General features: G+C 60.6%; 19 protein-coding genes. 15 read left to right on the top strand and 4 right to left on the bottom strand.

Annotation, left to right across the window (positions count from 1 at the left end):
- Positions 1-8: 8 nt before the first annotated feature.
- From ACP6KB_RS20590 to ACP6KB_RS20565, 6 genes are all read left to right on the top strand, one after another.
- Positions 9-1604, top strand: coding sequence for an FAD-binding oxidoreductase (locus ACP6KB_RS20590; RefSeq protein ID WP_442109120.1), 1596 nt, complete (start codon positions 9-11; stop codon positions 1602-1604).
- A gap of 4 nt (positions 1605-1608) precedes the next feature.
- A complete protein-coding gene (locus tag ACP6KB_RS20585) occupies positions 1609-3204 on the top strand; it encodes a glycerol-3-phosphate dehydrogenase/oxidase (RefSeq protein WP_442109119.1) in 1596 nt (531 codons plus the stop codon).
- A gap of 21 nt (positions 3205-3225) precedes the next feature.
- A complete protein-coding gene (locus tag ACP6KB_RS20580; RefSeq protein WP_442109118.1) occupies positions 3226-4794 on the top strand; it encodes an FGGY-family carbohydrate kinase in 1569 nt (522 codons plus the stop codon).
- Between the two features lie 189 nt (positions 4795-4983).
- Positions 4984-6297, top strand: coding sequence for a phospholipase (locus tag ACP6KB_RS20575; protein WP_442109117.1), 1314 nt, complete (start codon positions 4984-4986; stop codon positions 6295-6297).
- A 50-nt stretch (positions 6298-6347) separates the two neighbouring features.
- On the top strand, positions 6348-8303 hold the full coding sequence (locus ACP6KB_RS20570) for a DUF1302 domain-containing protein (RefSeq protein WP_442109116.1): 1956 nt from the start codon (positions 6348-6350) through the stop codon (positions 8301-8303).
- Positions 8304-8352: 49 nt separating this feature from the next.
- The gene (locus ACP6KB_RS20565; protein WP_442109115.1) at positions 8353-9726 is read left to right on the top strand and encodes a DUF1329 domain-containing protein; all 1374 of its coding nucleotides are present in this window, start codon (positions 8353-8355) and stop codon (positions 9724-9726) included.
- A gap of 55 nt (positions 9727-9781) precedes the next feature.
- Here ACP6KB_RS20565 and ACP6KB_RS20560 read toward each other — a convergent pair whose 3' ends face one another.
- A complete protein-coding gene (locus ACP6KB_RS20560) occupies positions 9782-11116 on the bottom strand; it encodes a delta-60 repeat domain-containing protein (RefSeq protein WP_442109114.1) in 1335 nt (444 codons plus the stop codon).
- A gap of 417 nt (positions 11117-11533) precedes the next feature.
- On the opposite strand from ACP6KB_RS20560, the gene ACP6KB_RS20555 reads away from it, so the two are divergent.
- Both ACP6KB_RS20555 and ACP6KB_RS20550 read left to right on the top strand, forming a co-directional pair.
- Positions 11534-12976, top strand: a complete 1443-nt coding sequence (locus ACP6KB_RS20555) for an alanine/glycine:cation symporter family protein (RefSeq protein ID WP_442109113.1) — start codon at positions 11534-11536, stop codon at positions 12974-12976.
- Between the two features lie 129 nt (positions 12977-13105).
- A complete protein-coding gene (locus ACP6KB_RS20550; RefSeq protein ID WP_442109112.1) occupies positions 13106-14002 on the top strand; it encodes a LysR substrate-binding domain-containing protein in 897 nt (298 codons plus the stop codon).
- A gap of 1 nt (position 14003) precedes the next feature.
- On the opposite strand, the gene ACP6KB_RS20545 is transcribed toward ACP6KB_RS20550, so the two are convergent.
- A complete protein-coding gene (locus tag ACP6KB_RS20545; RefSeq protein ID WP_442109111.1) occupies positions 14004-15404 on the bottom strand; it encodes an amino acid permease in 1401 nt (466 codons plus the stop codon).
- 205 nt (positions 15405-15609) lie between these two features.
- Between ACP6KB_RS20545 and ACP6KB_RS20540 the strand changes: the two genes are divergently transcribed.
- The gene (locus ACP6KB_RS20540; RefSeq protein WP_442109110.1) at positions 15610-16413 is read left to right on the top strand and encodes a phytanoyl-CoA dioxygenase family protein; all 804 of its coding nucleotides are present in this window, start codon (positions 15610-15612) and stop codon (positions 16411-16413) included.
- 81 nt (positions 16414-16494) lie between these two features.
- Here ACP6KB_RS20540 and ACP6KB_RS20535 read toward each other — a convergent pair whose 3' ends face one another.
- Positions 16495-16722 carry a YdcH family protein gene (locus tag ACP6KB_RS20535; protein WP_442109109.1) on the bottom strand — a complete coding sequence of 76 codons (228 nt, stop codon included), beginning with the start codon at positions 16720-16722 and terminating at the stop codon, positions 16495-16497.
- Positions 16723-16837: 115 nt separating this feature from the next.
- Here ACP6KB_RS20535 and ACP6KB_RS20530 point away from each other — a divergent pair, with 115 nt between their 5' ends.
- The 5 genes from ACP6KB_RS20530 to ACP6KB_RS20510 all read left to right on the top strand — a co-directional run bounded on the left by ACP6KB_RS20530 (position 16838) and on the right by ACP6KB_RS20510 (position 21539).
- Positions 16838-17203 carry a 5-carboxymethyl-2-hydroxymuconate Delta-isomerase gene (locus ACP6KB_RS20530; protein ID WP_442109108.1) on the top strand — a complete coding sequence of 122 codons (366 nt, stop codon included), beginning with the start codon at positions 16838-16840 and terminating at the stop codon, positions 17201-17203.
- Between the two features lie 169 nt (positions 17204-17372).
- Entirely contained in the window at positions 17373-19010 is a 1638-nt protein-coding gene (locus ACP6KB_RS20525; protein WP_442114352.1) for a phosphoethanolamine transferase, read from the top strand.
- Positions 19011-19105: 95 nt separating this feature from the next.
- On the top strand, positions 19106-20239 hold the full coding sequence (rnd, locus tag ACP6KB_RS20520) for a ribonuclease D (RefSeq protein ID WP_442109107.1): 1134 nt from the start codon (positions 19106-19108) through the stop codon (positions 20237-20239).
- A complete protein-coding gene (locus ACP6KB_RS20515) occupies positions 20236-20529 on the top strand; it encodes a YcgL domain-containing protein (RefSeq protein ID WP_115088258.1) in 294 nt (97 codons plus the stop codon). Before rnd ends, ACP6KB_RS20515 begins: the two co-directional genes overlap by 4 nt.
- Positions 20530-20606: 77 nt before the next feature.
- A complete protein-coding gene (locus ACP6KB_RS20510) occupies positions 20607-21539 on the top strand; it encodes a D-2-hydroxyacid dehydrogenase (RefSeq protein WP_442109106.1) in 933 nt (310 codons plus the stop codon).
- Between the two features lie 75 nt (positions 21540-21614).
- On the opposite strand, the gene ACP6KB_RS20505 is transcribed toward ACP6KB_RS20510, so the two are convergent.
- The gene (locus ACP6KB_RS20505; RefSeq protein ID WP_442109105.1) at positions 21615-22208 is read right to left on the bottom strand and encodes a nitroreductase family protein; all 594 of its coding nucleotides are present in this window, start codon (positions 22206-22208) and stop codon (positions 21615-21617) included.
- A gap of 156 nt (positions 22209-22364) precedes the next feature.
- Here ACP6KB_RS20505 and ACP6KB_RS20500 point away from each other — a divergent pair, with 156 nt between their 5' ends.
- Positions 22365-22814, top strand: coding sequence for a YcgN family cysteine cluster protein (locus ACP6KB_RS20500; RefSeq protein ID WP_442109104.1), 450 nt, complete (start codon positions 22365-22367; stop codon positions 22812-22814).
- Positions 22815-22833 lie beyond the last annotated feature (19 nt).

Raw genomic sequence — 22833 nt, 5'->3', positions numbered from 1 at the left:
ACACGTGCATGCGACGCTGGAACGGCTGGGGGGATGCAACTACGGTGGTCGAGCTGCCGGCCCAGGGCGCGGGGTTTCTCGCCGCGCGGGTGGGGGCTGGCGCGGCGTTGCCCGATGCTTCGCTGGATACGGCCCTGGCTCGCGTTCCGGCGTCGCGCCTGGCCGCGCACCCGTTGTACAGCGTAGAGACCCACGATCGCCTGCTGCATGCCCGTGGCCAGAGCCTGCCGGACTGGCTGGCGTTGCGTGAAGGGCGGCTGGGCACTTACCCCGATGCGGTGGCGTTTCCACAGAGTGCCGAACAGGTACGCGAGTTGCTGGCATTGGCTGAGGCGCAGAACCTGTGCCTGATTCCTTACGGTGGCGGTACCTCGGTTGCCGGGCACATCAACCCGCCGACTTCCACGCGCCCGGTGCTGACGGTCTCACTGGCGCGGATGAACCGCTTGCTCGATCTTGACGAGCAGAGCCTGCTGGCCACCTTTGGCCCCGGCGCCACCGGGCCGCAAGTGGAAAGCCAGTTGCGCGCCCGCGGTTATACCCTTGGCCATTTTCCGCAGTCGTGGGAGCTGTCGACCCTGGGCGGTTGGGTGGCCAGTCGCTCCAGTGGTCAGCAGTCGTTGCGCTATGGGCGGATCGAGCAATTGTTTGCCGGCGGCACCCTGGAAACCTTCGCCGGCCCCCTGGAGATCGCCAGCTTTCCGGCCTCGGCCGCCGGGCCTGACCTGCGCGAAGTGGTGCTTGGCAGTGAGGGCCGCTTCGGGATCATTTCCGAGGTCAAGGTACGGGTTTGCGCGCTGCCTGCCGATGAGCGTTTTTACGGGGTGTTCCTGCCGGACTGGAAGCGTGCCCTGCAAGCCATCCGCGAGCTGGCCCAGGCGCGTGTGCCGCTGTCGATGCTGCGCTTGTCGAATACGGTGGAAACCGAGACCCAACTGGCCCTGGCCGGGCACCCACAGCAGATCGCCTGGCTGGAGAAGTACCTGGCCCTGCGTGGTGCTGGCGCGGGGAAGTGCCTGCTGACCTTCGGCGTTACCGGCAACCGTCAGCAGAATGCCCTGTCGCTGCGTCAGGCGCGCAAGCATTTGAAGGCGTTCGGCGGGGTGTTCACTGGTACGTTGCTGGGCAAGAAGTGGGCACAGAATCGCTTTCGGTTTCCCTACCTGCGCGAGAACCTGTGGAACGCCGGTTATGTGGTCGACACGCTGGAAACGGCCACCGACTGGAGCAACGTCGACAACCTGCTCACGCGTATCGAAAGCAGCTTGCGTGATGGCCTGGCCGCAGAGGGCGAGCGGGTGCATGTGTTCACTCATTTGTCGCACGTGTATGGCGAAGGCTCGAGTATCTACACCACCTATGTGTTCCGCCCGGCTGAGAGTTATGCGGCGACCCTGGCGCGTTGGCAGGCACTCAAGCATGCGGCCAGCCAGACCATCGTCGACAACCACGGCACCATCAGCCACCAGCATGGCGTGGGCAAAGACCATGCCCCTTACCTGTTGCGCGAGAAAGGCGCATTGACGCTGGATGCCCTGCAGGTACTCAGCCAGCACTTCGACCCGGCCGGGCGTTTGAATCCCGGCACCCTGTTGCAGGAGTGACGGCATGAGCCAGGACTGGAATGCCGCGTGGCGTCAGCAGGTGCTGCCAACCCTGGCGGCTGAAACCTGGGACTTGATCGTCATTGGTGGCGGTATCAGTGGCGCCGGGATTCTGCGCGAAGCCGCGCGGCGTGGCTGGCGCTGCCTGTTGCTGGAGCAGCGCGACTTTGCCTGGGGCACCTCCAGCCGATCGTCGAAGATGGTCCATGGCGGCTTGCGCTATATCGCCAAGGGCCAATGGCGCCTGACCCGCGACTCGGTGCACGAGCGCCAGCGCCTGCTCGATGAGGCGCCGGGGCTGGTGGAGCCGGCGAGCTTCTTGATGCCGCACTACCGCGGTGGTTTTCCCGGGCCGCGTGTGTTCGGTGGGCTGTTGAGCGTGTACGACGCCCTGGCCGGACGGCGCAATCATCGCTTTCACAACGCGCAGCAGCTGAGTTTTCTGGCGCCGGGGTTGAAGCAAGAGAAGCTGTTGGGTGGCACCTGTTTTGTCGATGCCCTGACCGACGACGCGCGCCTGGTCATGCGTGTGCTGGCCGAAGCACGCGCCGATGGCGCACTGGCGCTCAATGGCATGCGTGTTCAGCAACTGCTGCGTGAAAACGGCCGGGTGTGTGGCGTACAAGTTGAAGACATTGAGCGCGGTGAGTCGCTGCAACTGCAGTGCCGCGCCCTGGCGGTGGCGACCGGCGCCTGGGCCGAACGCCTGCGCCCGAGCGACGCGCCCCATCAATTGCGACCGCTGCGTGGCAGCCATCTGGTGTTGCCTGGCTGGCGTTTGCCGGTGGCGCAGGCTTTTACCTTTTTACACGCCCGCGACCGGCGGCCGGTGTTTGTATTTCCCTGGGAAGGGGCCACGGTGGTCGGCACCACCGACCTCGATCACCAGGAGGATCTCGACCACAGCGCCAGCATCAGCGGCGAAGAACTCGATTACCTGTTGGCTGCCTGTGCCCAGCAGTTTCCCCAGGCCGAGGTGGTTGCCAGCGATGTGCTGTCGACCTGGTCGGGTGTTCGCCCGGTGGTCGGCAGTGCGCAGGGTGGGCAGCAGGGCAGCCCGTCCAATGAAACTCGTGAGCATGTGCTGTGGCAGGAACCCGGTTGCGTGACCCTCGCCGGTGGCAAGCTGACCACCTTCCGACCCCAGGCGCTGGAAGTGCTCAAGGTGTGCGCGCAGATGCTCGGGCGCGAGCTCAGCGACGACGGCGCGGCGGTGTTTGCGCCGGTGCCCGCGTTGCCGATTCCCGCCCTCAGCAGCAGCCAGTGGCGTCGCGTGTCCGGGCGTTATGGCCGCGATCTGCCACGCTTGGCGTTGTTGCTGGAGCAACTGGGCTGCGCCACGGTCGGTGCCAGCAACACGCTGTGGGCGGAGTTGGCATTGGCCTGCGACACCGAACTGGTGCTGCACCTGGATGATCTGTTGCTGCGCCGCACCCGCATCGGCCTGCTGCTGGCGCAAGGGGCGCAGGCGTATCTGCCGGCCATTCGCCAGTTGTGTCAGTCACGCCTGGGCTGGGACGACCTACGCTGGGAAACGGAAGAGCAGCGCTATCGGGATCTGTGGCAACGCCATCATGGCTTGCCGGACGCCACACATTGATTGCCCCTTGAAGAGAGCTCCATGGATAACGATAAGAACAAGCGCTACCTGCTGGCAATCGACAATGGCACCCAGAGCGTGCGCGCGTTGTTGTTCGATTTGCAGGGCAACCTGTTGGGCAAGGGCAAGGTCGAGCTGCAGGCCTACACCTCGGCTCATCCCGGCTGGGCCGAGCAGGAACCGGATTACTACTGGGCCAAACTGGGGGAAGCCTGCCAGTTGCTGTGGCAGCAAACCAATGTTGATCGCTCGCAGATTGCCGGTGTGTCGCTGACCACCCAGCGCGGCACGGTGATCAACGTCGACGCCCAGGGCAATGCGCTGCGCCCGGCGATTCTCTGGCTCGATCAGCGTCAGGCCGAGGTCGAGGGCGGGATCAAGGGACCGTGGGGCTGGTTGTTCAAACTGGTCGGGGCGCAGGCCACCGTGGATTATTTCCGCGCCCAGGCCGAGGCCAACTGGATCGCCCAACAGCAGCCAGAGGTATGGGCGGCGACCGACAAATTTTTGCTGCTCTCGGGGTTTCTCACCCATCGTCTGTGCGGCCGTTTCGTTGACTCGGTGGGCTGCTGTGTCGGCTACCTGCCATTCGATTTCAAACGCCTGCGCTGGGCCGCGCCCAAAGACTGGAAGTGGCAGGCGCTGGCTGTGCGTGCGGAGCAATTGCCGAGCTTGCTCAAACCGGGGGAAACCCTGGGGCACATCAGTGCCGAAGCGAGCCGGGTGACCGGCATTCCCGAGGGCATTCCGTTGATTGCGGCGGGTGCCGATAAAGCCTGTGAGGTGCTGGGTGCCGGGGTGGTGGATGCCTCTACGGTGTGTCTGTCTTATGGCACCACGGCGACGATTACCACGACGCGCTCGCGCTACCTGGAGATCGTGCCGTTGATTCCACCGTATCCGGCGTCGATTCCGGATCAGTACAACTGCGAAGTGATGATCTACCGCGGCTATTGGATGGTCAGTTGGTTCAAGCACGAGTTCGGTCTGCGGGAAATGCAGCAGGCCAAAGAGCAGGGGCTGGAGCCGGAGCAACTGTTCGATGAGCTGGTTAATGCGGTGCCGCCCGGGTCCATGGGGCTGATGCTGCAACCTTACTGGTCGCCGGGCATTCGTGAGCCGGGCATGGAAGCCAAAGGCGCGATGATTGGCTTTGGCGATGTGCACACCCGTGCGCATATCTACCGGGCGATCCTGGAAGGGTTGGCCTATGCCCTGCGTCAGGGCAAGGACAAACTCGAGAAGCGCTCGAAGCAGTCGATCAACCGTTTGCGGGTTGCCGGTGGTGGCTCGCAAAGCGACGCGGCGATGCAACTGACGGCGGATATTTTCGGCCTGCCGGCAGAGCGTCCGCATGTGTATGAAGCCTCTGGCCTGGGCGCGGCGATTTGTTGTGCGGTGGGGCTGGGCTTGTACGCCGACTTTTCTACGGCGATTGCGGCGATGACCCGTGTCGGTGCGGTGTTCCAGCCGCAGCCTGAAGCGCAGCAGGTGTATGAGCGGTTGTACAACGAGGTGTACCTGCGCATGTACCGTCGGCTCAAGCCGCTGTACCAGAGTATCCGGCAGATCACCGGCTACCCGGCCTAGGCCCTTTGTAGGAGCGGGCTTGCCCCGCGATTGCGGTCTGTCTGGTACATCGCTTCGCGGGGCAAGCCCGCTCCCACAGAGGCTGCTTGTGGCGCTATTGGAGAGTTTTTTTGGCGACATCGGACAGTGTCAGGGGCAGGGCCGGTTGTTAGGCTCAGCCCTCAAGCACTTCCTATAAGAACAAAAGCAATGAAGCTGAAAACTCTCCTGCTGCTGTGCAGCATCGCGCCGTCCGCCTGGGGTTGGTCGAACCATACGGTAGGCAGTTATCTCGCCTTGCAGAACCTGCCCGCTTTGCGCGATGCGCCGCTGGTAGAAGTCGAGCCGCTGGAGCAGTTTCTCACTCAGCAGTACCCGGCCATCGTGCAACTGCTGGACGAACAGGAGCGCTTCGCTCGTCAGCATTTCACCCAGTACCCGCCACGCCCCGATGCGCTGAAACTGCCCGCCGAAGCAGGGAGCAATCCGCGTCAGGCGTTTCTCATGGCCCTGCGTATCAACCCGCAGATCCACCTGGCCATGGTTATCCAGCCGTTGTCCGGGCAGGACCAACCGCAGCGTACACACCTCAAGGCCGAGCAGGTGATGGTCGAGCAGACCCTATCACCCTGGAATCAGCAGCGTTTTATCGCCCTGGCCAATGGCGAAAAAGTGGCACCCCTGGCGGTGCTGGCCAGCGCCGCCGACGAGCCGGATTACGGTCACGACATCAATCTGTTCAGTGACAACCAGGGTGAGGTGGCGGCGCTGTATGGCTTCGGCCCGCAGCCATTCGGTGATGAGCGCTTCCAGTACAGCTCGCAGGCACCGTTCCATATGGGCTTTTTTCACGAAAACCCGGTGGTGTATGCCGCCGCCGGTTTTCTGGAGCGCAGCTGGCCAGATTGGCGCGCTTACCAGTACCTGGGCCTGGCGCGCCTGGCCTTCGATACTGGCCATCCTTACTGGGGCTACCGCTTTCTCGGTTGGGGCCTGCACCACGTCCAAGACCTGACCCAGCCGTATCACGCCAAACCGCTGCCCGGGGTGGGGTTGCTGAGCATGCTGCTGATGGAAGGCAAGGCCCTGGCTGGCGATGACAGCGATAAGCGCGAAGCCATCGAACAGGCCGCCACGCGCCACATGGAGGTGGAGAAGTATCAGGCCGCCTGGCTCTCCCGCCTGCTGCGCAGTGCTCAACCGCTGCATCCGATGATCCAGGCCTATGTCGACACCGCGCAAGACGCCGACTACCCCGCGTATTCAGTGGACTACCTGCGCGAGGTGGTCAGCGCGCAGTCGGCCGACGCCGGGGCGGCGTTCGATGAGGCCATTGGTCAATGGCTGGCCAGCGCGCCGGCCACCAGCAGTTTCAGTGCGGGTAATCAGCTGCAGCGCGAACACTACGACCACCCGCCAATGAACCAGCAACTGTTTGCCTTGCTCGGGCATTTCGGTGCGCACAGCCGCATCTATGTCGGAGCCGGGCTGGCGCCATCGGTTGTTGGCAACGCAGCGCCGTAGCCGCTGACCAGACACAAAAACAACAAGATCTGCAAAGGGAGGAACACACCATGGGGATTCGATTACGCCAATCCGGCGCAGTGATATCCGGGGTAGGGCTGGCAGGGCTGTTGCAGCTGTTCGCCGTCGAAGGGGCACAGGCGGTCGAGTTCAAGTTGCTCGACAACCAGGTCACCGGCTCGCTCGACACCACCTTGTCTTACGGCCGCTTGTGGCGGGTGCAGGGGCGGGACAAAAGCAACGATGACATCAACACCAACGACGGTAACCGTAACTTCGATACCGGGTTGGTTTCCGAGGTGTACAAGATCACCTCGGAGCTGGAAGCCAACTACCAGAACTACGGTGTGTTCATGCGCGGTACCGCGTTCTACGACACCCAGTTGATGGACAAACGCAACGACTACTACCGCAACAACAGCCCGTCGCAGCCAAGCCAGAGCTACCCCAACGACGACCATTTCACCGACGAGACTCGCGACATCGCCGGCAGCCGCATCGAGATGCTCGACGCCTATGTCTATGGCAGTTGGGATGTAGCGCAGATGCCGTTGACCGCGCGTGTGGGACGCCAGGTGTTCAACTGGGGCGAAGGCATGTTCTATCGCGGCGGCATCAACACCACCAACCCGGTGGACGCGGCGAAGTTCCGCTTGCCGGGTGCTGAGGTCAAAGAGGTGCTGATGCCGGTGGAGGCGGTGAGTTTCAACATCGGCCTGACCGACAACCTGACGATGGAGAGCTTCTACCAGACCAACTGGAAAGAAACCCGCATCGACCCGGTCGGCACGTTCTATTCGCAGACCGACCTGTTTGCCGATGGTGGCAACACCGCCTACAACGACTTCAGCGGCACCGCGCTGGACTCGCCAGTGCCGGGTTTCGGCAACGTCATCAACGTCTACGAAGCCCTGGGTAACGACCCGTTCTTCCGTCAGGTGCTGGGCAGCACCGGCTTGTATGCCAACGGTGTGACACCCGCCTTTGGCAATACGCTGAAGGTGGCAACCATCGGCAAAGACATCAACGCCCGCAACGACGGCCAGTTCGGTTTTGCTTTCCGCTACATCGCTGAAGAGCTCAACAGCACCGAGTTCGGCCTGTACATGGTCAACTACCACGCCAAGGAACCGACCATCTCGGCAGATCTGGGCGGTTATCAGGGCATCGACATGAACGCCCTGGCCAATATGCTGGCCGGTGTGGCGGGCAGCCAGGCCGGAGCGCTGGCGGGTGGTCTGGCCACTGCCGACGTCATGGGCAACATCCAGGCCCATCGGCGTTACGCCGAAGACATCCGCATGTACGGCTTCAGTTTCAACACCACCGTCGGCCAGGCCTCGGTGTTCGGTGAGCTGGCGTACCGGCCCAACCTGCCGATCGGCATCGCGGCCACCAACGATTTGATCGGCGACCTGGCCAATGGCGCTGCTGCCGCTGCCGCCGGGCAAACCATCAACGTCGGCGGGCAGAGGGTTCAGCTCGACAGTCAGATCAACAACGCCGAACGGGTGGAAGCCTTCAACGCATCCTTGGGCACGATCTACAGCTTCGGCCCGGGGCTGTCGTTTGACTCGATCTACGGCGTCTTCGAAGTGGCGTCCGAGCACTTGCGCGGCAGCAGCCTGCATTACACCGCCTATGACGGTAGCAGCCGTTATTACGCCGGTAGCGGCAATACCTCGTACGTGTCTGGTGGTGATCGTGGGGATCAGGTCAACCGCAATTCCTACAGCTACACGGCGATGCTCAACGCCACCTGGAACGATGTCTACGCCGGGGTCAACCTCTCGCCCTACATCGTTTACAAGGATGACTTCGAGGGCAACAGCTACCAGGCCGGCAACACCATCGAGGGCCGCAAGGCGTACAGCCTCGGGGTCAAGGCCAACTACCAGAACAAGTTCGAAGCAGAACTGCAGTACACCGAGTTCTATGGCGGTGGCCAGAACAACGGCATTCGCGACCGTGACAACGTCGGCTTCAACCTCAAGTACTTCCTGTAAGCGCTCAGCCCCCAAGGCCTGAGGCTCGGTTTCAACTCGGAGAATGTTTATGCTGCACACACCACGATTGCTCAAGACCAGCCTGGCATTGGTTCTGAGCCTGGCGGCTGGCACGGCGCTGGCGGCGGTTTCGCCCCAGCAGGCCGAACAACTGAAAACCACCTTGACGCCGATGGGCGCCGAGCGTGCCGGTAACGCTGCCGGCACCATCCCCGCCTGGGACGGCGGTATCACCCAGGCGCCGGCCGGTTATGTGCCGGGCAAGCACCATGTTGACCCGTTTGCCGCAGACCAGCCGTTGTTCACCATTACCAAGGCCAATCTGGAGCAATACAAAGACCAGTTGAGTGCCGGGCAGATCGCCCTGTTCAACAGCTACCCCGACACCTTCCAGATGCCGGTCTACCCTAGCCGCCGTTCCGGTGCAGCACCGCAGTGGCTGTACGACAACACCTTCAAGAACGCCACCTCGGCCAAGTTGCTCGAAGGCGGCAATGGCTTCAGCGACGCCTACGGCGGTGTGCCGTTCCCGATCCCCAAAGATGGCGTAGAGGCGTTGTGGAACCATATCACCCGCTACCGCGGCATTTATGTGGTGCGGCGGGCATCTGAAGCACCGGTGCAGCGCAATGGCAGCTTCGCCCTGGTGACCTCGCAACAGGAAGGGATGTTCAACTACTACCGCCCGGGCGGGCAGTTTGCTGATCTGAAAAACATCCTGTTCTACTACCTGACCTTCGTGAAAAGCCCGGCGCGACTGGCCGGTGGCGCGACGCTGGTGCATGAGACCCTCGACCAGGTCGCCGACCCACGCCAGGCCTGGATCTACGACGCCGGTCAACGCCGTGTGCGGCGCGCCCCGAACCTGGCGTACGACGTGCCGATCGCCTCGTCCGACGGCCTGCGTACGGCGGATGACACCGACCTGTTCAACGGCTCGCCAGACCGTTATGACTGGAAGCTGGTGGGCAAGAAAGAAATCTACATTCCGTACAACAACTACAAAGTATCAAGCCCTGAAGTGAAGTACGCCGATCTGCTCATGCCTGGGCATCTGAACCCCAAGCACACTCGTTATGAGTTGCACCGGGTGTGGGTCGTCGAAGGCACGCTGAAAAGTGGCGCGCGGCATATCTACTCCAAGCGCGTGCTGTTTCTCGACGAAGATAGCTGGGGGGCGGCCCTGGTTGATCAGTATGACGGCCGTGGGCAGTTGTGGCGGGTGTCGATGGGCTACCTGAAAAACTTCTACGACCTGCCTACCACCTGGAGTTCGCTGGACGTGTTCCATGACTTGCAGGCGCGGCGTTACTACGTGCAGAACCTGGACAACGAAGAGCCACAAACCGTGGACTTCTCCCAGCCGATACCTGAAGACGCCTACTTCATGCCGTCGGCGTTGCGCCAGCGCGGTACGCGGTAAAGGTGAGGGCACCGTTCATCGCGGCCCCCTCCCGCGATGAACGGCTAGCCGAGGCTCAATCAAGGATTTTCAGCATGACTTCATAGAAGGGGGCAGCGCCTTGCACGGGAAACAGTGACAGCACGTGTATTTTATTGTCGGTCACGAACAGGTCGTTGGCGGCAGCATAGTAGGGGGCTCCGTCATAAAATCCACCTTCGCCGAACGTCTCGTCGAGCTCACCGGAAGGTAGCAATCGCACCACATTCAGAGCGCTGTCGGGTGGCGGAAGATACTGGGTGCCTGCCAATACAATTCGCCCTTGTGCGTCGAACTGTGCGTGATCGAGTTTTAAGCCACTGCCAAGTCTCAGTGCCTCACCGGCGTTGAAGGTTTCGTCGATTGAACCGTCCAGGCGGTAGCAGTAAACAGTTGAAGGTTCATCCACATCGTATTGAGTCCCTTCGGAAACGATAACTCGATTGTTTTTTACGCCCATGCCGTAGCGCTTGCTGTACGAGCTGGGAAGCACTACTTGACCTTCACCGTTGGCAAACGTTTCGTCGGGCAGGCCGTTGTCGAAGTAGCGGCGCAGCACAACGTTACGGGTGTCTTGCGTGCGTGCCAGCAACAGAAAACCGCCGTCATTCAGAAAAACAGCGCGATGCAACTCAAGCGGTTCACCCCAGGCATCAGTGAGTGGCATCTGGTACTTGTCACGGTTGTTGCCTAACCCCGCAGCCAATTGACCTGTTTGTGGCGACAGCAGTGCTATCCAGGTGGAAGTCGACTCATTATCATCTATGTCAGAGATGAACTGTGGATAGATCACCCGGATTGTATTGTTGATAAGTGCAATGGGGCGCCTGGTCCAGTAAAGCAGCGCGCGGGTAGAACTATAGTGGCTGCACTGTGAGCGTAGCATTTTGTTGCTGAGAATTTCCCAAGGTGCTCCTGGGTGTGGGTAAGCAAAGCCTCTGTAACCAAAGTCCGGGACGGCTCTGAAGTCTTCATCGAAGCGCCCTACTGCAAAGTATTCCAGATAAGTGCCTTTCTTATAGTTGAAGTAGACCGGCGCCGAAACAGTCAGGTAGTTAGTTTCGCTGCCGATTTCAACTGAGTTCAGGGTTTTAAACGCGAACAGGCCGTCGGGCTCATTCGGATCGCCTGTTGGTTCTGGCGGTACATGCCCGGTAACCTCATCCCACTCGCCGTTCGCCAGCAGTCGAGTGAACAGCGGGTTTTCATCGCTGGGTTCATCGGCGAGGTATCCACAAAATGCGCTGACCCCGTTTGCGTCTACGCACTGGGTGAGTGTCTGCAGGGTTTCCGTATCCGGATTACGAGGTGGCGTTGCAGGAATTGGGGCGGCGCCATTGTTGCCATACTCAGGGTCCAATTGTCCGGCCATGTTGATCACCTCAAGTCGTGGGTGAACACGAGGCTACCGTCTGCCGCGATTGCTCGATACTGATAGAAATGTCAGGTGACCAGAGCATTGCCGTTGGTTAATGCTTGCGGCTTCTACGAGGTGTTGAGGCGCTGCAAATGCCTCATCGCCGATGGCGGCGACGGGATCTGCTATCATGTCGGCCTTCATCACAATCGCCAACTCACCTGTCCGTGCAGGTTGGTCGATTCGGGCGTTGACGCTCGATAGCGTTCGTCACCAAGCCGGTGATGCCTAAACAGGTTGTTGAAACTGCGGGCTACTGCCTTGGCTACAGGCTTCGCACATTTAAGTAAGCCCGAGTCGCTCTCGACGTCGGTAGCTTTACAGACTGAGCAGGGCCCTTAACCGGCCCTGCGCTTTATTTGGGAACAGACAATGACCGCCGTGATCAACGCACTTAATACCTTCTTCTGGGGGTATGTTCTGATCTATGGCCTGCTGGCTGCAGGTATCTTCTTCACTGTCCGCTTGGGCTTTATCCAGTTTCGCCATTTGCCCGAGTTCTTTCGCTCGGTGCTGCGCGCACCTGCCAATGATGCATCGGGCATTACCCCGTTCCAGGCGTTGTGTACCAGCCTGGCCTCGCGGGTCGGTACCGGTAACCTGGCCGGTGTCGCCGTGGCCATTACCCTCGGTGGCCCGGGCGCAGTGTTCTGGATGTGGGTGGTCGCTTCGTTGGGCATGGCTACGGCCTATGCCGAAAGCACCCTGGCGCAGTTGTACAAAGTCCGTAACAGCAACGGTGAGTATCGCGGTGGCCCGGCGTTCTACATTGCCCGGGGGCTGAATGCGCCGTGGGCTGCGGTGATTTTTTCGGTGTGCCTGATCATTGCCTTTGGCCTGGTGTTTGGTGCGGTGCAGGCCAACTCGATTGCCGATGCCACCCTTGGCGCGTTTGGCGTGCCGAAGTTGACCACCGGCGTGGTGGTTGCCGTGCTGGCCGGGTTGGTGATTTTCGGTGGCATCAAGAAGATTGCCCGTATTGCCGAATGGATCGTGCCGTTCATGGCGGGCGCCTACCTGTTGGTTGCGGTGTACGTGATCGTCACCAACATCAGCGAAGTGCCTGGCGTGCTGATGCTGATCGTCAAGAGCGCCTTCGGCCTTGAGTCGGCAGTCGGCGGTGTGGCCGGGGCATTGCTCAACGGCGTCAAGCGCGGGCTGTTCTCCAACGAAGCGGGCATGGGCTCGGCGCCGAACATCGCGGCGGTCGCCACCCCCAATCCGCATCACCCTTCCTCGCAAGGCTTTGTGCAAGCGTTGGGCGTGTTCATCGACACACTGCTGATCTGCACCGCCACAGCCATCATGATCTTGCTTTCCGGTGTGGTGCCTGGCCCTGACATGACCGGCACGCCGCTGACTCAGGCGGCCATGAACGAGCACATCGGCTGGGCTGGGCAGTACTTCATCGCCATCGCGATCTTCTTCTTTGCCTTCACCTCCATCATTGGTAACTACACCTATGCCGAAAACGCCATGGTGTACCTGAAGCTGAACACCCGGCTGGGCCTGACCGTGCTGCGTACTGCTGCGCTGTTGATGGTGGTCTGGGGTGCTTACGAAAGTGTCGCTACCGTATTCGATGCGGCTGACGCGGCCATGGGCCTGATGGCGACTATCAACCTGATTGCGATCTGCTTGCTGTCGGGTGTAGTGATCAAGCTGACCCGCGACTACTTTGCCCAGAACGCGGTAGGTACGCCGGAGTTCAACGCCAAGGACTACCCGGAGCTTGAAGGCAAGATCGACGCAGAAATCTGGGGCAGCGCGCACAGCAGCGAGCCGCCGCAGGAAGCGGTAAAAGAACGCGTGTAATTAAATGGACTCGCCCCGCGAGGCGGTGTGAGAGACGGACCGCTATCGCGGGGCAAGCCCGCTCCTACCGGGTTGCGGGCAAACCCGCCATAATGCCCCGACTGTGCAAGCAACTGTCGGGGCGCTGCGATGATTGGTTTCACCTTGCGTCAATTGGAGTACTTCGTTGCCGCTGCCGAGCAAGGTAGCGTCAGCGCAGCGGCGCGCGCCAAGCACATCTCCCAACCCTCGGTGTCGCTGGCGTTGTCGCAGCTGGAAGCGACCCTCGGCGAAAAACTCTTTCACCGTCAGGTCAGCCGCGGCCTGGAGCTGACCCCGACGGGGCGCACGCTGCTGGAGCAGGCACGGGAGATGCTCAACCTGGCCACGGCAATCAGTGGCCGCAGCGAGGAACAACCCGCTGTGCGCGGTGCCTTGAGCCTGATCTGTTTCCAGGACCTGGGCCCTTACTACGCACCACGTCTGCTCAGCGGCTTTCGCCTGCGCTATCCCGAAGTCACCATCACCCTGTTCGAAGCCGACCTGGCCGAAGTCAACCGCCGACTCAGCGATGGTAAGGCCGAGCTGGCACTGACCTACGATGTCGGCCTGGATTCACCAATCGAGAAACGTGTATTGGCGCAATTGGCGCCGTATGCGCTGCTGCCTGCCGATCACCCGTTGGCGTCGCAGGAGAAGGTTTCGCTGGTCGATCTGGCCGCCGAGTGCCTGATCCTCGAAGACATCGCCAGAACCCGCGAGTATTTCCTCTCATTGTTCTGGGCCCACGATCTGCAACCCGCAGCAACACAGCTGACCCAGACCTTCGAGATGCAGCGCGGGCTGGTCGCCCATGGTTATGGCGTGGCGTTGTCGTGCACGCGGCCGGTGGGGGATTGCAGTTACGACGGCAAACCACTGGCCTGTCGGCCGCTGCTCGAAAGCGTCAGCCCTCAGCCAGTGGTGTTGGCCCAGTCCAGCGCCATGCGCCCGTCTGCGGCGGCGCAGGCGTTTCTCGACTGGGCGAGCGAGCAGTTCGCGGTCTGACTTAACTCGCCGGATCAGCCGCGGGCGCCAGGGCTTTGCCTTTGCGCGCCAGGCACAGCCAGTAGCCGAGCGATAGCAGCAACAACCAGCCGATACCGACATACAGGGCCATGCGGGTATCCGGGAACCAGGCCAGAACGCCGAAGATGAACAGCATGAACAGCGCCGCACAAGCCGGGCCTACCGGCCACAGCGGCACCGGGAAGTGCAGTTTGGCCACTTCGTCAGCGCGCATGCCACGGCGCATGACCATCTGCGACAGCAGGATCATCAGCCACACCCAAACGATCGAGAAGGTCACTACCGCCGCCAGGATCAGGAACAGGTTTTCTGGTGCCAGGTAGTTGAGCAGCACCCCGAACAACAGGGCAATCGCCATCACCACCACGGTCATCCACGGTACGCCAAAGCGTGACAGGCGAGAGAAACTGGCCGGTGCCTGGCCGTTCTGGGCCATGCCGTACATCATGCGTCCGGCACTGAAAATATCGCTGTTGATCGCTGACACCGCCGCTGAAATCACCACGATGTTCAACAAGGTTGCCGCTGACTCGATGCCCAGGCCGCTGAAGATCTGCACGAAGGGGCTACCTTCGCTGCCGATCCGGGTCCAGGGGTAAATCGACATCAGCACGAACAGGGTGAACACGTAGAACAGCAGAATGCGCAGCGGCACCGAGTTGATGGCTTTCGGGATGACCCGCTGCGGGTCGCGGGCTTCACCGGCGGTAATGCCGATCATCTCCACGCCACCGAAGGCAAACATCACTACGGTGAACGAGGCGATCATGCCGCCCACACCATTGGGAAAGAAGCCACCGTAGCTCCACAGGTTACTGACCGTGGCCACTGTCTCGCCCGAGCCGCCCAACTGGATGCCGAACATCAGCACTGCGGCACCGGCAAGGATCATCGACACAATCGCGGTGACCTTCAGCAGCGACAGCCAGAACTCCAGTTCGCCAAACACTTTGACGCTACACAGGTTCAAGGCACCGATGAAAAACACGATGCCCAATACCCAGATCCAGCGGGGTGTTTCCGGGAACCAGAAGCCCATGTAAACGCCGAACGCGGTGACGTCTGCCAGGCACACCACCAGCATTGAGAAGGCATAACTCCAACCGGTCAAAAAGCCGGGAAAGCGGCCCAGGTACTGGCTTGCGTATTGGCCGAACGAGCCCGACACCGGATTGCGCACGGCCATCTCGCCCAAGGCGCGCATCATCATGTAAATGGCCGCCCCGCCAATCAAGTACGCCAGCAGCACCGAAGGCCCTGCCAGTTTGATCGCCGAAGCGGAACCATAGAAAAGCCCGGTGCCAATTGCAGAACCGAGCGCCATAAAGCGGATATGACGGGTGCTCAAACCCCGCCGCAGGACGGTGTTGTGATCGTTCATCCCAGGTAACTCCTCATTGTTCTTATTGTTCAGTGGCAAGGCGCCGAAGGAGACAGGCAGGGTTATTAACCGGCCAATTGCCGGGCCTGACAATAAGGCGGGCCATACAGAATGCTGATAGTGGCGAATAGGCAAAGTGTCGTTTACCGGGCCAAGAACGGCGTCCAATACTTTTGTTCACTACAACAAGAGAGGACTGCCCCCGATGAAAGCCGATATCGAACAGTTTCAACGTGATGGAGCGATCGTGTTACGCGGTGTATTCAGCGACTGGATCGAGCGCTTGCGTGAAGGTTTCGAACAGAATCTCGCGGACCCCAGCGCCTTTGCCATCGAGAACGTCGGCAGCGGTGAAGGCGGGCGCTTCTTTGAAGACTATTGCAACTGGCAGCGCATTCCGGCCTTCACCGATTTCGTGCTTCGTTCTCCAGCTGCGGCGATTGCCGGTGAACTGATGCAATCGCGTGAAGTGCAGGTGTTCCATGAGCATATTCTGGTCAAGGAGCCTGGCACCTCCAAACCGACGCCCTGGCACCAGGACTTACCCTACTACTGTGTCGATGGCCTGCAGACCGCCAGCTACTGGATTCCGCTGGATCCGGTCACCCGCCACAACACCCTGAGCGTGGTGCTGGGGTCGCATCGTTGGCCCAAGCCAGTGCGGCCGAAAAGCTGGGCCAGCAACAAGGATTTTTATGGTGCTACCGATGCCGGCTCCGGTGAAAGCCTGTTCATGGACATGCCGGATGTGGAGAACGGCGAGTATGAGATTCTCTCGCCGGAGCTTGAGCCTGGGGATGCGGTGGTGTTCGATTTTCGCACCGTGCACGGCGCTGCCGGTAACGCTGGGAGTAATCGTCGGCGGGCGTTTTCAACACGCTTTATGGGGGATGACGTGCGCTACATTCAGCGCCCGGGGCGCACTTCGCCACCGTTTCCGGGGATTGGCCTGAGCACCGGCGAGCGTATGCGTGAAGATTGGTTCCCAGTCGTCTGGACCCGGCCCTGACGCACGTAGGAGGGGGCTTGCCCCGCGATAGCGTGGTACCTGACAAACCGCTATCGCGGGGCAAGCCCGCTCCTACAGGTGTTACGGTTTCAGGTGGGACACTATTTCGTCCTTGATCAGCAGGCGTTTTTTTCGCAGCAACGTGACTTGATCATCACTGGCGCTGCTGGATTCTGCCTTGAGCACTTCGGCATCGATGGCGTTGTACTTGTCGTGCAGCTCGCTTAACCGTGAATCGGTTTTCTTCTTGGCGTCGAACTCATCTTTTTTGATGTTCAAGTCTGCGAGCAGATCGTGCTTGGTCGGCATTTCTTCACCTCTCGGGGGTTGGGGTGGAAGTCATGAACTATGAGAATAGCCGTGTTTGTCGGGTTCCGTGGTTGAGGTAGTCTGTTGCAACATTTCTGAGCCCAAGGCCCCTGCAATGCCTCATCTACACGTGGAATACAGCGAAAACCTGCCTGCGCTGGACGTCGACCGCCTGTTGTTGCGCCTGAACCATGCCCTGGTTGGCAGCGGTCAGTTCGCCGATGAGCTGGATATCAAAAGCCGTGCGGTGGCGCTGGCCCATTACCGGGTGGGCACGGCGATGAGCGCGCGGGCCTTCGCCCATATCAAGCTGGCGATCCTCAGCGGCCGCTCTGCCGAGGTGAAGCGACAATTGTCAGCGAGCCTGCTGGCGGTGCTCCACGAGGAGGTGCCGGGCACGGCGGGGGTGGATATCCAGCTGTGTGTCGAGGTGCTGGATATTGATCGGGACTCTTATTCAAAACTACACCTGCCGGGTTAGTGCTGCGTGCATAACTAATGTGAAAAAAATGTAATGATTAAATAGACGCCAGCCCACTAAATGTTGGCGTCTTTTTCACAAAAAATTCATACCGCTCTAATTAACGTTCGCTTGGTCTGAGAAGTGCGCTGCAACGGCGCGTTTACCGAATAATTACCAAGCGAGCATCATCTTGAAGATCAAACCACTGCGGGCCGAATGGGTTACGTTGCTTGCCAGTCTGTACCTGCTTGTTGCCTACAACTCGGTACTCTGGAGTCACTTGTCCAGCGTTGTTGAACCTGGTGTCTCAGGTGTCCTGCTGCGTCTGGCCTTTGCAGTATTGATCTTCTGCGCATTCAACCTGGTGCTGACCTTCGTGGCGTTTCGCCGGGTGCTGAAGCCGGTGTTGGTGGTGTTGTTTGTGGCCGGTGCGGGCGCGGCTTATTTCATGAATCAATACGGTGTATTGATTGATGTGGGCATGTTGCGAAATACCGCTGAAACTAATCCGGCGGAAGTGCGTGATTTACTCTCGTTAAAATTAGGTGTTTATATTTTGTTGTTGGGTGTCGTGCCGTCCTTGTTGTTGTACAAGACACCGATCAAATTTCGCGTCTGGTACCGTGAGCTGTTTGGTAAGTTCGTTGCGAGTATTGCCTGCGTGGCGTTGTTGGGTGTAGTGGCGTTGCTCAACTATCAGGGGCTGGCTTCGCTGTTTCGCAACCATCATGAAATTCGCCTGATGCTGGTGCCAAGTAATGTGGTCGGCGCCTCTTTCGGTTATGTCGGTGAACAGCTCGGCACGGCGACCAAGCCGTTTGTCAAAATCGGCGAGGACGCCCAGCGTGACCCAGCCTGGCAACAACACACCCGCAAGTCGCTGACGGTACTGGTGGTGGGCGAGAGCGCACGGGCCCAGAACTTTGGTTTGTTGGGCTACAGCCGTGACACCACGCCGCAATTGAGCAAGGAGCAAGGGCTGATTGCGTTCAGTGATTTCCACTCCTGCGGTACCGAAACAGCGGTGTCGGTGCCGTGCATGTTCTCTGGTTTCACCCGTGACGAATACAAAGCCAGCAAGGCCAAGAGCCAGGAAGGCTTGCTTGATGTACTGCAGCGCGCCGGCCTGAGTGTGCATTGGCGTGACAATCAGTCTGGCTGCAAGGGCACCTGCGACCGGGTGCAATTCGAAGATGTCAGCAATACCAAGGATTCACCGCTGTGCACCGACAGCGAATGCCATGACGAGATCCTGTTGCAAGGACTGGCTTCGATGATCGACAACTTGCAACAAGACACCGTGTTGGTGCTGCACCAGATGGGCAGCCATGGTCCGGAATACTTCAAGCGCTACCCGATGCAATTTGAGCGTTTTACTCCGGTGTGCCTGAGCAACGCGCTGAACCAATGCAGCGAGCAAAGCATTATCAATGCCTACGACAACACCCTGGTCTACACCGACCATGTGCTGGCGTCGCTGATTGATATCCTGCGCAGCAAGCAAGACAAGGTCGATACCGCCATGCTTTACCTGTCTGACCATGGCGAGTCGCTGGGGGAATACAACCTGTTCCTGCATGGCACGCCTTATATGCTGGCGCCGGAGCAGCAGAAGCATGTACCGATGCTGGCCTGGTTTTCTGACAGTTATCGCCAGGATTTCGCTGTTGATACCGATTGTCTGAACGAGGAGCGTGACCAACCCCTGAGCCAGGACAATCTGTTCCATTCCATGCTCGGTCTGTTGCAGGTGCGTACGGCGGTCTACGATCAACAATTAGACATGTTCGCTCGTTGCCGGCCGACGCTTCAGAAGCGGGCCTGACCCGTTATGCGAGGTGGCTGACTACCTCTCCCACAGGTTTACCGGCAATGGCCTACGCCGTATATACTGCGCGCCATTGTTAGTGGGAGAGCCTTGTGGCCATCGATATTCACTGGATTTGCGACGATAGCAGCCTGGCTGAACACTGCCTGCAGTGGCGCCAACTGCCCTTCGTGGCAGTCGACACCGAGTTCATGCGGGTTGAAACCTTTTATCCGATTGCCGGGTTGATCCAGATCGGCGACGGCGAGCGTGCCTACCTGATCGACCCGCTGCGTATCGGTAACTGGCAACCACTGGCCGAGTTGCTGGAAGACACCAGCGTGATCAAGGTGCTGCACGCCTGCAGTGAAGACCTTGAAGTGCTCTCACGCCTGACTGGCAGTTTGCCTACGCCACTGTTCGACACCCAGTTGGCCGCCGGCTATTTGAACCTGGGCTTTTCCATGGGCTATTCGCGCCTGGTACAAGAAGTGCTGGGTATCGAACTGCCCAAGGGCGAGACGCGTTCCGACTGGCTGCAGCGGCCGTTGTCGGACACCCAAGTCAGCTACGCCGCTGAAGATGCGGTACACCTGGCCGAACTGTACGAGCGCCTGCGCCCGCAACTGTCGGACGAAAAGCACGCCTGGGTGCTGGAAGACGGCGCCGAACTGGTTGCCCAACTGCGCCGGGAAACCGACCCGCGTGAGCTGTACCGCGACGCCAAACTGGCCTGGAAACTCTCCCGGGCACAGTTGGCGGTTCTGCGCGAGCTGTGTGCGTGGCGTGAGCAGGAAGCGCGCGCCCGCGACCTGCCACGCAACCGCATTTTGCGTGAGAATGCTTTGTGGCCAATGGCCAAAACCCAGCCGGATTCGCTGTCGGCGTTGGCGAAAATCGAAGACATGCATCCGCGCACCATTCGTCAGGATGGCGAGTTCCTGTTGCAACTGATCAAGCAGGCCGCCAGCCTGCCGCCTGCGCAATGGCCGCCCGCGGTGCCCGAGCCGCTGCCGATCGAAGCCTCGGCGCTGCTCAAACAACTGCGCGCCATTGGCCAGGCTGAGGCCGAGCGCCTGAACATTGCTCCCGAGCTGATGTTGCGCAAGAAGATCCTGGAGTCGCTGCTCAAGAGTGGTTATCCCTCTGGGCCTTATCAACTACCCGATTCGTTGCGCGGCTGGCGCCGTGAACGTATGGGGCAAGCGCTGCTCGACTGTCTGGCCAGCGCTGGAGAACCGCAATGAAACGTATCTGCTCGATTTACAAGAGCCCGCGCAAGAACGAAATGTACCTTTACGTCCTCAAGGCCGATGGCCTGGAGCGCGTCCCTGAAGGGTTGCTGCCATTTTTCGGCAAGCCGGTGCACGCCTTCGACCTGGTCCTCACCCCAGAGCGCCAACTGGCCCGCGAAGATATCGCCAAGGTCCTGGAAAACCTCGAGCAGCAGGGTTACCACCTGCAGATGCCGCCCGCCGAAGACGAGTACATCGAGCACCTGCCCGAAGAGCTGCTGCGTCGCAACGACCCGGTCTGAGCCCGGCCTGTTTGCTGTGATACCGCCACGGCCCAGGGCCTGGCGGCCTTCAGTGTTTCTGCCAAGGTTGTACGAACATGCGTGTTTTGATCGCTGAACAGGATCATGCCCTTTACGCCCGCCTGCTGCGCGAGGCCGCCCCGGACCTTGAGGTGCTGACCAGTGGAGACTCGGCCGAACTGGCTGACCAGGCTGGCCAGTGCCCGGTGTGGCTGGGACAGCCCGATTTGCTCGCGACGTTGTTGCGCCAGGGGCACCAGCCCCAATGGCTGCAGTCGACCTGGGCCGGGATCACCCCGTTGCTGGCCAGCGGCTTGCAACGTGACTATCGCCTGACCCGTGCGGTTGGCATCTTCGGCCAGGTCATGGCCGAGTACGTGCTGACCTACATGCTGGGGCACGAGCGTGAGGTCTTGGCGCGCCTGGTCAGCCAGGTGGAACGCAAGTGGGATGATCGCACCGGGCACAGCCTGGAAGGGCGCCGGGTGTTGATCGTCGGTACCGGTGACATCGGTCAGCGCGTTGCCGAGTTTCTTCTGCCCTTTGGCGTCAAGTTGTACGGCGTCGCCAGCCAGGCACGTGAGCAGGCGCCCTTTATCGAAGTGGCGGCGCTCAGCGAACTGGGGCGGCTGGTGGGCGAGGTTGATTATGTGGTCAACCTGTTGCCGGATACCCCGGCGACCCATGACCTGTACGATGCTGCGCTGTTTGCCCGTTTCAATCCTGATGCGTTGTTCATCAATGCCGGTCGCGGTGTTGCCGTGGTGGACGGCGACCTGGTCGAGGCCCTGAAGCTTGGGCATCTGGCCGGGGCGGTGATCGATGTGTGTCGTCAGGAGCCGTTGCCGGCCCGCCATCCGTTCTGGACGGCGCTTGGCCTGCTGTTGACCGGACACAGCTCGGCACCGACCTCGCCGACGGCGATGGTGCGGCTGTTTGTCGAGAATCTGCGGGCGTATGAAGCAGGGCAGGCATTGCGCGGGGAAGTGGATTTCTTGCGGGGCTATTAGTAGGAGCGGGCTTGCCCCGCGATGCAACGTCACTGACACACCGCAATCGCGGGGCAAGCCCGCTCCTACCTGCTGTTACAAGCTGAAATCGCCCTCAGCTGCCAGTTCGCTCAGCGGACGGCGCGGGCTAGGCATTTCACGGGCCTGCAGGGCCTCTGCCAGGCTGGCTTTGTCGCCCAGCTTGCCCACGGCGACCACGGCGTGCAGGTCGTAGCCTTCAGGGATTTTCAGCGCTTTGCGGGTCAGTTCCTGGTCGAAGCCCGCCATGCCATGGGTGTGCCAGCCACTGATGCTGGCCTGCAGGGCCAGGTGACCCCAGGCAGAACCGGTGTCGAAGGTGTGCCACAAGGCCGGTTTTTCTTCGCTGCTGCCAGGGGCGGCGAAGGTGGTCTTGGAGATCACGATCACCAGCGCCGAGGCGTGTTGCGCCCAGCTGCGGTTGAACTCGTTGAGCAGGCCCAGGTAACGCTGCCAGTTCGGCGTATCGCGACGCGCATAAAGGAACCGCCATGGCTGCGAGTTGTACGCCGAAGGCGCCCAGCGGGCGGCTTCGAGGAAGCTCAGCAGGGTGGCTTCGCTGATCGGTTCGGCGGTGAAGGCGCGAGGCGACCAGCGCTGGATGAATTGATCGTCGATGGCGTGGTCGGCAACGCGAGGATTAGCACTCATGGCGAGTTCCTTGGCAGCTGGAATGGGGAATTGAAAACCTGGGCCAAACTACTGTGTCGTGTCGGCCCTGACAAGCGGTCTGGCAATGGCGCAAGACTCGCCCTAGACTGGCGCCGCCGCACTGCGGCGCCTCTATTGAAACAGGACATCCGTTACATGATTGCCAGCGCCGATTCCTTCTGGAAGCGTAAAACCCTCGAACAGCTCGACCGCCAGGAATGGGAGTCGCTGTGTGATGGCTGTGGCCTGTGCTGCCTGCAAAAGCTCGAAGACGAAGACGACAACAGCGTCTATTACACCCGTATCGCCTGCAAACTTCTGGACCTCAACACCTGCCAGTGCAGCGACTACCCGAATCGACTCAAGGTGGTACCCGATTGCATCCAGCTGACGCCCGGCAAGGCCGATCAGTTCAAATGGTTGCCGACCACCTGCGGCTATCGCCTGATCAGCGAAGGCAAGGATCTGCCTGACTGGCACCATTTGGTGTGCGGCGACCGCGAACAGGTACACAAACAGCGTATTTCCCAGTCTGGACGCATGTTGAGCGAGAACAGCGTCGATGAGGATGACTGGGAAGAGCATCTGATTTTTCGCGCCGGCTGAGCCGCTCTGGCTCGCCGGA

It is taken from the genome of Pseudomonas sp. NUPR-001, from assembly GCF_052147955.1.
Classification (GTDB): Bacteria; Pseudomonadota; Gammaproteobacteria; order Pseudomonadales; family Pseudomonadaceae; genus Aquipseudomonas.
The sequence above is the reverse complement of the archived record's forward strand: the minus strand, read 5'-3'. Positions and strand labels throughout refer to the sequence as shown.